We start from the raw sequence: 11,730 nt of genomic DNA, 5'->3' as shown, positions 1-11,730 counted from the left end.
GCACCGGGGATTCGGTTCGTCCTCAAACACGCCCGACTGACACAAAGTTGTGACGTGAACTACACGACGAACGGGGGAACAATCCCGTAACACGGATGTAACAGACACAAGCCCTGCGAGGGGGTGCAGATGGACACGCGAACCCGCACCGCGCAGCCCGCCGAGGTGACCCCGCTGCCCGTTCCCGGTGCCGACGTTCCCCGCCCGCGCCCCGCCACGCGGGACGACGCTCCCCACGATGCACCGTACGACCGCACGCCCACCCGCCGCAGCCGCGCCATCTCCGGCGCCCTGCGCATCGGCCTGCACCCCGTCATCCACCGCGTCCCCTGCTACGGCCGGGGCATCGCCGCCGCCCGCTCCACCGTCGACGCCGCCGCCCTGCTGCTGCGCGCCACCCCGCGCGTCCGCATCCACCCCGTCCTCGACCCGCAGGTCGAGACCGGCGGCCACCCGCTCGACGGCGAGTGGGTGGTCCCCCGCGACGGCGAGCGGCCGCGCGGCGCCGTCCTCTACCTGCACGGCGGCGCCTACGTCGTCTGCTCGCCGCGCACGCACCGGCCCATCACCTCGCGGCTCGCCGTCGACACCGGCCTGCCCGTCCTCGTGCCCCGCTACCGGCTCGCGCCCGAGCACCCGTTCCCCGCGCCGCTGGAGGACGCCGTCGCCGCCTACCGGTGGCTGCTCGCGCGCGGCGTGCCCGCCGACGGCATCGTCATCGCCGGCGACTCGGCCGGCGGCCACCTCGCCGCGTCGCTCACCGGCGAGATCCTGCGCACCGGCCTGCCGCGCCCCGCCGGAACCGTGCTGTTCTCCCCCTGGGTCGACCTCACCTGCGAGCTGTCGCTGGCCGAACAGCGGCTCGCCCGCGACCCCTACATCAGCGCGGCGACGGCCCGCCGGTTCGGGCGGCTCGTCGTCGGGTCCGGCGACTTCGACGACCCGCGCATCGCCCTGCTCACGTCCCCCTGGGCCGACACCCCTCCCGTGCTCATCCAGGTGGGCGGCGCCGAGGTCCTCCGCCCCGAGGCCGAGGCGCTGGCCGCCGCCCTGCGCAAGGGCGGCGGCACCTGCGACCTCCAGGTCTGGAACGGTCAGATGCACGTCTTCCAGATCCTGAACCGCGTCCTGCCCGAGGCCAGCGCCGCGATGCGCGAGACGGCCCGCTTCATCACCCGCGTCACCGCACCGTCCCGCGCGGACGCCGCCGTCGCCTGACGGCCCTTCGACGAGGCGCCCCCGGCGCGACCCGGCGACCCCCCACGGGCCGCACCGGGGGCCCTCACCACACGTCAGCCCTCGGCGAGGGCGCGGCCCCGGTCGCGGGCGGCCTCGATGGCCTCCAGGACGGCGGCGCGGACGCCGTGCCGTTCGAGTTCGCGGATCGCGGAGATCGTCGTGCCGCCCGGGGACGTGACGGCCTCGCGGAGCATCACCGGGTGCTCGCCCGAGTCGCGCAGCATGACCGCCGCGCCCACCGCCGACTGGACGACCATCTCCAGCGCGGCGGCGCGCGGCATCCCCAGCAGGATGCCCGCGTCGACCATGGCCTCGACCAGGTAGTAGAAGTACGCCGGGCCGCTGCCCGACAGCGCCGTCGCGCCGTCCTGGAGGGCCTCGGGGATGCGCAGCACCTTGCCGACCGGGCGCAGCAGCTCCTCGGCGAGCAGCAGGTGCTCCTCGCCTGCGTGCGCGCCCGCCGAGATGACGCTCATCGCCTCGTCCACCAGGACCGGCGTGTTCGACATGACGCGGACCACCGGCACGCCCTCGGGCAGCCGCTCCTCGATGAACGCCGCCGTGATACCTGCCGCCATCGAGATCACCAGCCGTCCCGCCGGGACGTGCGGGGAGATCTCCGCCAGCAGCGCGCCCATGTCCTGCGGCTTGACGGCCAGCACGAGCGTGTCCGCCGTCTTGGCGGCCTCGGTGTTGGACACGATCTCGATGCCGTACCGCTCGCGCAGCAGCACCCCGCGCTCGGGGCGGCGCGCGGTGGCCGTCAGCGCGCTCGCCGGGCGGCCCGCCCGCAGCACGCCGGACAGCAGCGCCTCGCCCATCTTCCCGGCACCCAGAATCGCGATCACACGCCCACCCTAGCGGCGCGCTACGACCGTCCCGCCAGCGCGCGGGCGAAGAACGCCAGGTTCGCGGGACGCTCGGCGAGACGGCGCATGAAGTAGCCGTACCACTCGGTGCCGTAGGCGACGTAGACGCGCATCCGGAAGCCCTGCCCGGCCAGGCGGCGCTGCTCCTGCGGGCGGATGCCGTAGAGCATCTGGTACTCGAACGAGTCGGCGGCGCGGTCGTCGAGGACGGCGAGGGCGCTCGCGATGTCCACCAGGCGCGGGTCGTGCGTGGCGACCATCGGGTAGCCCTGGCCCGCCATCAGCACCTTCAGGCAGCGCACGTACGACGCGTCTACCTCCGCCCGGCCGGTGAACGCCACCTCGGCCGGGGCCGCGTACGCGCCCTTGCACAGCCGCACCCGCGACCCCTCGTAGGCCAGCTCGGCGCAGTACTCCTCCGCGCGGCGCAGCGACGACTGGATCACGGCGCCGACGTCCGGATACTCGCCGCGCAGCGCGTGCACGACGCGGAGCGTGGAGGCGACCAAGGTGTGGTCCTCCATGTCGACCGTGACGGTCGTGCCCGCTTCCCTGGCCGCCGCGCACACGCGGCGCGCGTTGGCCAGCGCCATGTCCTCGTCCAGCGCCTGCCCGACGGCGGTGAGCTTCAGCGACACCTCGGCGTCCGCGCCGAACCCGGCGTCGGCCAGCGCGCCGAGCAGCGCCGCGTAGTGCTCGACGGTCGCGTCCGCGCGCGCCCGGTCGTGGGTGTCCTCGCCGAGAACGTCGAGGCTGACGAGCCGTCCCCCGGCGAGAAGGTCGCCGGTGACGCGCAGCGCGTCCCCGGTGGTCTCGCCCGCGACGAAGCGGCGGACGACGGCGCGCGTCGGCGGCGCCTTCTCGATCAGCGCGCGCACGCCCCCGCTGCGCGACGCGGCCAGCAGTGCCGAACGGAGCACGGCCACCTCCCCGGAAGTGCGTTTCCCCGGTTATGCCCGCCGTCGCGGAGAGATCACGAAACCGTGCCGACGCGGTTCTGGCCGCCGTGCGTCGCGACGTACTCCGCGACCTCCGACGTCTTCACCGCCTCGAACAGCGCGCCCGCCTTCGCCCGGTCCAGGAGCACGACGCTCTGCTTGGCGCGGCTCGCGCTGCCCTTGTTCGGCACGGTGAGGAACACGACGTCCGACGAGCGGATGCCGCGCAGGCTGAACGCCAGCGAGCGCAGGTCGCCGGTCTTGACGCCGCTGTCCACGCTGATCGACTTGGTGAACGCCGACAGGAACCGGTTCAGTTTCAGGGGGTTGCTGACGGTCCCGCCGTCGGCGGCCTTCTTCGCCAGCGCGCCCAGGAACGCCTGCTGGCGCTTGATCCGGTCGAAGTCGCCGTTGGGCAGGTTGTAGCGCTGCCGGACGAAGTTCAGCGCGTCCTCGCCGTTCAGCTTGTGCTTCCCTGCCGTCCACGCCGTCTTGCGGGCCGGGTCGTAGACGTCCTCCTTGATCGTCACCTCCACGCCGCCGAGCGCGTCGGTCATCGACTTGAAGCCGTTGAAGTCGATCGCGCCGAAGTGGTCGACGCGGATGCCGGTGAGGGACTCGACCGTCTCGGTGAGCAGCGGCGGGCCGCCGTAGGAGAACGCCGCGTTGATCTTCGAGGGGCCGTAGTCCCGGACCTGCACCCACGAGTCGCGCGGGAACGAGATGACGTACGCCTTCTTCCGGTCCGCCGGAAGGTGCAGCAGCATGATCGTGTCCGAGCGCTGCGCGCCCGGCTTCCACACCGCCTCGCCGCCGCCCGTCGTCGCGGCCTTCGCGCGGGTGTCGGAGCCGACGAGCAGCCAGTTCTCGGTGCCGACTGCGCCCGGCCCGGGGCGGTTCGGGCCGGTGGGCAGGGCGCTCGGCACCCGGTCGATGTTGTCGTCGTACGCCGAGCTGCGCTGCCAGAGCAGGCCGCCGACGCCCGCCAGGAGCAGGGCGACGAAGACGCCGAACGCGATGAGGACGCGGGGCCAGCGCTTCTTGCGCCTGCGCCCGGCGGGCGCGTCGCCGTCCGGCAGCAGGCCGCCGCCCGGACCGTCGCCGTACCCGCCGTCGTACCCGCCGTCGTCGCGGGGCTCCGCGGCGTGCGCGCCCGGGGCGCGGTGCGGGGCTCCGGCCGGACGATCCGGCCGGTCAGGGGCGCGCGCGTCGTCGTCGGCGGGGAGGTCTGGGGACGTCATGGCGCGCGAGACTACCACCGAGGCCAGCGGTTTTATCACCTTTGGCCATATCTGCGACGAGTGGATCTCCGCTGTGCGGTCGCGCACCGGGCTGCGCTCCGGAAAATACTTGACGATGTGGAAAGTGGGCTGTACTTTCTGGAGTGGAAAGTACTTCGCGGAAAGGAAGGTCGCCATGAACACCATGCCCACCGCGTCTGAGACGCTCGCCGAGATCCAGCGGGTCCAGTGCGCCGGGTACGCCGGTCAGCGGCTGCCGCGCTGGTACGCCCCCGGCCTGATCGGCCTCGTCACGCTCGCCGGGGTCGCCACCGAGGTGCACGGCGCCGTCCGCGCGGCGCTGTGGCTCGTCGCGGCGGGCTGGCTCGCCGTGTTCGCCGGGGCGCTGTGGTCCCGCACCCGGGTGAAGTGGCGCTCCCGCCCGTGGACGCCGCGCGCCACGGCGCGGATGGGGCTGTGGGTGCTGTCGCTGCTCGTCGTCTGCGGCGTCGTCCCGCCGGTCGTCTACCAGTTCACCGGCTCGCACATCTGGCCGCGCGTCGTGACGGGCGTCGTCGTCGCCGTCTACGCCGCCGCGACGATGCGCTGGGCCGAGCGCCGCGCCCACTCCGCCCTTGAGGAGCCGGTGACGCGATGAACCTCGACCCGATGATCCACGCACCGGCGCGGCTCCAGATCATGTCTTTGCTGGCCGCGGCCGACGAGGCCGAGTTCGCCTTCGTCCGCGACACCCTGGACATCAGCGACTCGGTCCTGTCCAAGCACGCCTCCGCGCTGGAGAAGGCCGGTTATGTCGCCATCCGCAAGGGCCACGTCGGCAAGCGCCCCCGCACCTGGCTCAAACTCACCCCCGAGGGCCGCACGGCCTTCACCGACTACGTGGCCACCCTCCAATCCATCGTGGGCTCCCCCCTCACCCCGTCCCCACCCGCCGACACGGCCAAGGCAAGCTGACCCGTCCCCCGCGGCCGGGCGGGGTCGTGAGGGTGGGTCACGGGGTGCGGCGGCGGAGGGTGGCGGCGCCCAGGAGGAGGGACAGGAGGGTGCAGGCGGCGATGATCGTGATGTCGCGGGTGAGGGTCGCGGTGACGGCCGGTTCGCGGGTGAGTTCCTGCATCGCGCTGATCGCGTAGGAGAGCGGGAGGACATGGGAGATCGCCTCCAGCCAGCCCGCCATCTGGTCGCGCGGGACGATCAGCCCGCACAGCAGCACCTGCGGCAGGACGAACGCGGGCATGAACTGCACCGCCTGGAACTCGGTGCGGGCGAAGGCGCTCGCCAGCAGGCCGAGGGCCATGCCGAGCAGCGCGTCCAGCACCGCCACGACGACCAGCGCCGCGACCGGGCCGCGCAGGTCCAGGCCCAGCCACGTCAGCGAGATCGCCAGCACCGCGCCGACCTGGACGAGCGCCACGAGCCCGAACGCCAGCGCGTAGCCGAGCAGCAGGTCGAGCTTGCCGAGCGGCATCGTCATCAGCCGCTCCAGCGTGCCGCCGGTGCGTTCGCGCAGCGTCGCGACGCTCGTCACGACGAACATGATCACGAACGGGAAGACGCCGAGCAGCAGCGGTCCCACCCGGTCGAACAGGCCCGGCTGGTCGAGCACGTACCGCAGCAGCACCATGAGCAGCGCCGGGACGCCCACGAGCAGCCCGAGCGTCCGGTGGTCGTGCCGGAGCTGCGCCAGGATGCGCCGCGTCGTCGCGAGGGTGATCGACGGGTTCACGCCGCCTCCCCCGTGATCAGCCGGAGGAACGCGTCCTCCAGGTCGGCGGCGCCGGTGCTCGCGCGCAGCGCGCCGGGCGTCCCGTCGGCGAGGATCTCGCCCTCGCGCATGAGCAGCAGCCGGTCGGTGCGGCCGGCCTCGTCCATCACGTGGCTGGAGACGATCAGCGTCACGCCGCGCCCGGCCAGTTCCCGGAACAGCTCCCACAGTTCCTCGCGCAGTACCGGGTCGAGCCCGACGGTGGGCTCGTCCAGGACGAGCACCTGCGGCTCGCCGAGCAGCGCCACGGCCAGGTTCGCGCGGTTGAGCTGCCCGCCCGACAGCGTCGCCGCCACCTGGTCGCGGTGCCGCCCGAGCCCGACCTCGTCCATGACGCGCGCCGCGTCGCCGCGCGGCGCGCCGAGCACGGACGCGAAGTACCGCAGGTTCTCCGCCACCGACAGGTCGGCGTAGAGGGCGGGCGCCTGCGTCGCGTACCCGACGCGCCGCCGCAGCCCCGCCGACCCGGCGGGCTCCCCCAGTACCGTCACCTCGCCGCCCGCGACGACCTGCACGCCCACGAGCGCCCGCATCAGCGTCGTCTTCCCGCACCCGCTCGGCCCGAGCAACCCCACCACCTCCCCCCGCGCGATCTCGAACGTCAGCCCGTGCAGCACATCCCGCTTGCCGCGCACCACCCGCAGATCGCGGACGCGCACCGCCGCCTCAGATTTCATCATGTGATGAATTAAAGACCGCGAAGCACCCCCGGTCAAGGACATGCCACAGAACCCGAGGTCAGCGCCCGGTCAACAGTGCTCTCGGGATCAGCCCAGGTAGCCCTGGAGGGCGGGGGCCACCAGGGCGATCAGGTCGTCGGCGGACGCCGAGGCCAGCGGCTCCACGCGCACTACGTGGCGGAGGATCATGACGCCGATGAGGTGCCCCGCCGCCACGTTCACGCGGAGCAGGGGGATGTCGTGCAGTTCGGCCGCGCGCGCGAAGAGGGCCGAGGTGACGAACTCGCGGAGCATCGTCGCGCCGTGCTCGCTCGTCATCGCCGTCCGGAGCACCGCGAGGATGGGGGCGCGGCGGTCCGGGTCCTCCCAGACGCCGAAGAACACGCGGGCCATCGACTCACCGAGCCGGTCCCGCGGCGCGCTCATGATCACCGGGATCAGCTCGCCCGGATTGACGGGGAACCGCATCGCCTCGGTGAACAGCCGCTCCTTGCCGTCGAAGAAGTGGTGCACCAGGGCCGGGTCGACCCCGGCACCGCGCGCGACGGCCCGCATCGACGTCCCGTCGTAGCCCTTCTCGGCGAACAGCTCGCGGGCCGACGCCATGATCGCCTCCCGGGTCGCGGTGGGGCCGGGCCGGCGGCCCCGCCCGCCGGTCACCGCGAGGACCGCCGGGTGACCTCCCCGCCGGAGGTGACCTCCCACGTCCGCTCCGCCGCCGCCAGGTGCAGCCGCGCGAACGCCAGCGCCTCGGCCAGGTCCTCGATGCGGTCCTCGCGGGTGTCGGCGCGGCGCGTGTTGACCTCCAGCACGATGTGCCCGGCGAACGCGCCCTCGGCCAGCCGCTCCAGCAGCGGCCCGCACGGCTGCCGTCCCCGGCCGGGGACCAGGTGCTCGTCCTTGTTGGTGAGGCCGACGCCGTCGGCGAGGTGGATGTGCCGCAGCCGGTCGCCGAGGTCGTCGGCCATCGCGAGCGCGTCCGACCCGGACACGGCCGTGTGCGACAGGTCGAGCGTGACGTGCGGGTAGTCCTGGTCGACGGGGTTCCAGTCGGGCAGGTACATGCCCGCCTCGGCGCCGCGCGCCTTCAGCGGGAACATGTTCTCGACGCAGAACTGGACGTCGGTCTCGTCCTGCATGCGGGCCAGTCCCTCGACGAACTCGCGGGCGTACTCGCGCTGCCAGCGGAACGGCGGGTGGACGACGACGACCTCGGCGCCCAGCTCCTCCGCGACCTCCTTGGACCGGATCAGCTTGCCCCACGGGTCGCGCCCCCAGACCCGCTGCGTCAGCAGCAGGCACGGCGCGTGGATCGACTTGATCGGCATCTGGTGGTAGTCGGACAGGCGCCGCAGCACGGCGAGGTCCTGCGAGGAGGCGTCGGTGGACACCATGACCTCGATGCCGTCGTAGCCGAGCAGCGCCGCGGTCTCGAAGGCGCTCGGCACCTTCTCCGGGTACACCGACGCCGTGGAGAGCGTGATCGGCGCGTCCGGCACGCGGAGGACCGGCGATGCCGCGCCGTTGTGCTGCGGGGTCAAGGCTCCCTCGCCAGATGAGTCGCTCAGAAGGATCGCTGGGGTATTGAAGCCTATGCTCCCGCGGGGCCGAAGGAACCCTCGCACTCCCGTGATCTCGCATTCCGGACCGTCGCCGCGGCTACCCTCGATGGCCGTGGCCGACATCGCTCCCGGGGCCGTCCCGAGCCCCAACATCTGGAACTCCCCGCAGGTCTACGAGATCGAGAACCGCGCCGTGGACCCGGAAAGGGCGCTGGAGGCGGCGATGCGGGCGCTGCGGCCGTGGGCGGGCGGCACCGTGCTGGACGTCGGCTGCGGTACCGGCTTCCACCTGCCGTTCTTCGCCCGGGACGCGGCGCGGGTCGTCGGCGTGGAGCCGCACGCGGGTCTGGCGGCGGCGGCACGGCGGCGTGTCGCGGACCTGCCGAACGTGGCGGTCCGCGTCGGCGCGGCGCAGGCGCTGCCGCTGCCGGACGCGTCGATCGACGTCGCGCACGCCCGCTGGGCGTACTTCTTCGGCCCCGGCTGCGAGCCGGGCCTGGCCGAGCTGGACCGGGTCGTCCGGCGCGGCGGCGCGATCTTCGTGATCGACAACGACGCGACGCGCTCGACGTTCGGCGGCTGGTTCCGCCGCTGGCTGCCGTCCTACGACCCGGCGGCGGTGGAGCGCTTCTGGACGCGCCGGGGCTTCTCCCGCGAGCCGCTGACGATCCGCTGGAGCTTCGCGTCCCGCGCGGACCTGGCGGCCGTCATGGACATCGAGTTCCCGCCGGAGCTGGCCGCGACGTTCCTGGCCGAGCATGACGGCGTCGAGGTGGACTACGCGGTGAACCTCTGGTGGAAGTACGCGTAACGGACCCCGCCCCTGGCTCGTACTGGCGCCGTGTACAACAATGCGGCTACCAGCCAACCAGGACAAAAGGGGTCAAGGTCATGGGTCGTGCCGCCAAGACCAGCCGCAACATCCTCGCCGCCTCGGCGCTCGGCGCCGGCGCCGCCGGCGCGGGCGTCCTCGCTCAGCGCCGCGCCCTGCGCCGGCTCCAGCTCCGCCCCGACCCGTACGCGGGCGAGCCGTTCGGCGCGCTGCGCGGACGTCCCGTCTCGGTCAAGGCGCAGGACGGCACCCGCCTCTACGCCGAGATCGACGGCGAGGACCGCACCGACCTCGCCATCGTCTTCTCCCACGGCTGGACCCTCACCCAGGACTCCTGGCACTTCCAGCGCAAGGCGCTGCGCGGCCTCGGTCGCCTCGTCTTCTGGGACCAGCGCGGCCACGGCCGCTCCGACGGCGGCGCCCGCGACGACTACGGCCTGCCCCGCCTCGCGCACGATCTCGCCGCCGTCATCGAGCAGACCGTGCCCGAAGGGACGCCCGTCGTCCTGGTCGGCCACTCGATGGGCGGCATGACGATCATGCGGTTCGCCGACGAGTACCCCGAACTGCTCGGGAGCCGCGTCGTCGCCGCCGGGCTGCTGTGCACGTCGTCGGGTAACCTCGGCAGCGTCACCCTCGGCATGCCCGCCGCGCTCGCCGCCGTGACCCAGCGCGTGCTGCCCCGGACGCTGCGCGCGGTCGGCCTCGGCGCCCCGGGCATCGAGCGGGTGCGCCGCTTCGGCCGCAACGGCTCGATGCTCATCGAGGACCTCATCGCGTTCGGCCCGGACGCCAGCCCCGCGTCGGTCAAGTTCGCGGAGGAGATGATGGCCGAGACGCGGATGGAGGCCCTGGTGGACTTCTTCCACTCGATGATCACCCACGACGTGATCTCCGACTGCGGCCGCCTCGGGTCCATCGACACGCTCGTCATCGGCGCCGAGAACGACCTGCTGACCCCCGTGGAGCACAGCCTGCACATCGCCAAGTGCGTGCCGTCGGCGCGGCTGGAGGTCGTGCCGGTCTCCGGGCACATGGCCATGCTCGAACGCCCCGCCGTCGTCTCCGACCACCTCGCCGACCTGGTGGAACGCGCCCGCAAGACGGACTGAGCGGTTCTGTCACCGGGCGCGGTTAGGGTGGCCGCCATGGCCAAGACGAAGGCGGCGAAGGCTTCCTACCGGTGCACCGAGTGCGGCTGGCAGACCTCCAAGTGGGTCGGCCGCTGCACCGAGTGCCAGGCGTGGGGATCGGTCGCGGAGGCCCAGTCCGCGACGCCCGCGCGCGTCGTCTCGGCCGGGCCGGTCAGCACGCCCGCCCGGCCGATCGGCCAGGTCGACGTGCGCTCCGCGCAGACCCGGCCCACCGGCCTGGACGAACTCGACCGCGTCCTCGGCGGCGGCATCGTGCCCGGCGCCGTGCTGCTGCTCGCCGGTGAGCCGGGCATCGGCAAGTCCACGCTGCTGCTGGAGGTCGCGGCGCTGGCGTCCAACCCCGGCGCGGCCCGCGACCCGGTGCCCGGCGCCGAGCCCCGGCCCGTCCTGTACGTGACGGGCGAGGAGAGCGCCGAGCAGGTGCGGCTGCGCGCCGACCGCGTCGGCGCCATCACCGACACGCTCTACCTCGCCGCCGAGACCGAGCTGTCGGCCGTCCTCGGCCACGTCGACGCCGTCGAGCCCGCGCTGCTCGTCGTCGACTCCATCCAGACCATCGGCACGTCCGAGGTCGACGGCGCGCCCGGCGGCGTCACGCAGATCCGCGAGGTCGCCGCCAACCTCATCCGGGTCGCCAAGGAGCGCGGCATCACCGTCGTGCTCGTCGGCCACGTCACCAAGGACGGCGCCATCGCGGGCCCGCGCCTGCTGGAGCACCTGGTCGACGTCGTCCTGTACTTCGAGGGCGACCGGCACTCCCGGCTGCGCATGATCCGCGCCGTGAAGAACCGGTACGGGCCCACCGACGAACTCGGCTGCTTCGACCTGTCCGAGGTCGGCATCGTCGGCCTGCCCGACCCGTCCGGCCTCTTCCTGACCCGCCGCGAGGAGCCGGTGCCCGGCACGTGCGTCACCGTCACGCTGGAGGGGCGGCGCCCGCTCGTCGCGGAGGTGCAGGCGCTCGTCGCCAAGTCGCACCTGCCGTCGCCGCGCCGCGCGTCGTCCGGGCTGGAGACGTCGCGGGTGGCGATGGTGCTGGCCGTGCTGGCGCAGCGCTGCAAGATCTCCATGCACGAGCAGGACGTCTACGTCTCCACGGTCGGCGGGGTGCGGCTCACCGAGACGTCCGTCGACCTCGCGCTCGCGCTGGCCGTCGCTGGCTCGACGGTCGAGCAGTCGCTGTCGTCCGGCCTGATCGCCGTCGGCGAGGTCGGCCTGGCGGGCGAGGCCCGTATCGTGCCCGGCGTGCAGCGGCGGCTGGCCGAGGCGGCGCGGCTCGGGTTCAAGTACGCGGTCGTCCCGCGCGGCTCGCTGGAGCTGGCGGACGGATCACCGCTGAAGAAGGCCGACCCCCAGCTCAGTAGCTACGAAGGCATGAAAGTGATGGAAGTGGACAGTCTCACTCAGGCGCTCCAGGTGGCCTTCACCGCACCCTGAGCGCACTCCCGAC

Annotated in this window: 13 protein-coding genes; 6 read left to right on the top strand and 7 right to left on the bottom strand. The window is 73.2% G+C overall.

The window, feature by feature from the left end:
• Positions 1 to 129: 129 nt before the first annotated feature.
• A complete protein-coding gene (locus C229_RS0108715) occupies positions 130 to 1,218 on the top strand; it encodes an alpha/beta hydrolase (RefSeq protein WP_018654689.1) in 1,089 nt (362 codons plus the stop codon).
• A 74-nt stretch (positions 1,219 to 1,292) separates the two neighbouring features.
• Here C229_RS0108715 and proC read toward each other — a convergent pair whose 3' ends face one another.
• From proC to C229_RS0108700, 3 genes are read right to left on the bottom strand one after another with little or no spacing between them, the layout of a single operon-like run.
• Complete coding sequence (gene proC / locus C229_RS0108710) at positions 1,293 to 2,087, bottom strand: pyrroline-5-carboxylate reductase (protein WP_018654688.1); 795 nt, start codon at positions 2,085 to 2,087, stop codon at positions 1,293 to 1,295.
• A 20-nt stretch (positions 2,088 to 2,107) separates the two neighbouring features.
• Positions 2,108 to 3,028 (bottom strand): proline dehydrogenase family protein, encoded by a 921-nt coding sequence (locus C229_RS0108705; protein WP_026313592.1) that lies wholly within the window; start codon positions 3,026 to 3,028, stop codon positions 2,108 to 2,110.
• Between the two features lie 53 nt (positions 3,029 to 3,081).
• Complete coding sequence (locus C229_RS0108700; RefSeq protein ID WP_018654686.1) at positions 3,082 to 4,287, bottom strand: LCP family protein; 1,206 nt, start codon at positions 4,285 to 4,287, stop codon at positions 3,082 to 3,084.
• Between the two features lie 175 nt (positions 4,288 to 4,462).
• Here C229_RS0108700 and C229_RS0108695 point away from each other — a divergent pair, with 175 nt between their 5' ends.
• Entirely contained in the window at positions 4,463 to 4,924 is a 462-nt protein-coding gene (locus tag C229_RS0108695) for a hypothetical protein (RefSeq protein WP_018654685.1), read from the top strand.
• Complete coding sequence (locus C229_RS0108690) at positions 4,921 to 5,241, top strand: winged helix-turn-helix domain-containing protein (protein WP_018654684.1); 321 nt, start codon at positions 4,921 to 4,923, stop codon at positions 5,239 to 5,241. The genes C229_RS0108695 and C229_RS0108690 overlap by 4 nt, the downstream gene beginning before the upstream one ends.
• Before the next feature lie 37 nt (positions 5,242 to 5,278).
• On the opposite strand, the gene C229_RS0108685 is transcribed toward C229_RS0108690, so the two are convergent.
• From C229_RS0108685 to C229_RS0108670, 4 genes are all read right to left on the bottom strand, one after another.
• On the bottom strand, positions 5,279 to 6,013 hold the full coding sequence (locus tag C229_RS0108685; protein WP_018654683.1) for an ABC transporter permease: 735 nt from the start codon (positions 6,011 to 6,013) through the stop codon (positions 5,279 to 5,281).
• Positions 6,010 to 6,732 carry an ABC transporter ATP-binding protein gene (locus tag C229_RS0108680; RefSeq protein ID WP_026313591.1) on the bottom strand — a complete coding sequence of 241 codons (723 nt, stop codon included), beginning with the start codon at positions 6,730 to 6,732 and terminating at the stop codon, positions 6,010 to 6,012. The genes C229_RS0108685 and C229_RS0108680 overlap by 4 nt, the downstream gene beginning before the upstream one ends.
• Before the next feature lie 87 nt (positions 6,733 to 6,819).
• Positions 6,820 to 7,392 (bottom strand): TetR/AcrR family transcriptional regulator, encoded by a 573-nt coding sequence (locus C229_RS0108675; RefSeq protein ID WP_018654681.1) that lies wholly within the window; start codon positions 7,390 to 7,392, stop codon positions 6,820 to 6,822.
• The gene (locus tag C229_RS0108670) at positions 7,389 to 8,273 is read right to left on the bottom strand and encodes a sugar phosphate isomerase/epimerase family protein (protein WP_018654680.1); all 885 of its coding nucleotides are present in this window, start codon (positions 8,271 to 8,273) and stop codon (positions 7,389 to 7,391) included. Before C229_RS0108670 ends, C229_RS0108675 begins: the two co-directional genes overlap by 4 nt.
• 127 nt (positions 8,274 to 8,400) lie before the next feature.
• On the opposite strand from C229_RS0108670, the gene C229_RS0108665 reads away from it, so the two are divergent.
• From C229_RS0108665 to radA, 3 genes are all read left to right on the top strand, one after another.
• Complete coding sequence (locus tag C229_RS0108665) at positions 8,401 to 9,105, top strand: class I SAM-dependent methyltransferase (protein ID WP_018654679.1); 705 nt, start codon at positions 8,401 to 8,403, stop codon at positions 9,103 to 9,105.
• Positions 9,106 to 9,185: 80 nt separating this feature from the next.
• Complete coding sequence (locus C229_RS0108660) at positions 9,186 to 10,238, top strand: alpha/beta fold hydrolase (protein WP_018654678.1); 1,053 nt, start codon at positions 9,186 to 9,188, stop codon at positions 10,236 to 10,238.
• Between the two features lie 36 nt (positions 10,239 to 10,274).
• Complete coding sequence (gene radA, locus C229_RS0108655; RefSeq protein WP_018654677.1) at positions 10,275 to 11,717, top strand: DNA repair protein RadA; 1,443 nt, start codon at positions 10,275 to 10,277, stop codon at positions 11,715 to 11,717.
• Positions 11,718 to 11,730: the final 13 nt, after the last annotated feature.

Origin of the sequence: Actinomadura flavalba DSM 45200 (assembly GCF_000374305.1) — a bacterium.
Taxonomy (GTDB): Bacteria; Actinomycetota; Actinomycetes; order Streptosporangiales; family Streptosporangiaceae; genus Spirillospora; species Spirillospora flavalba.
The sequence above is the reverse complement of the archived record's forward strand: the minus strand, read 5'-3'. Positions and strand labels throughout refer to the sequence as shown.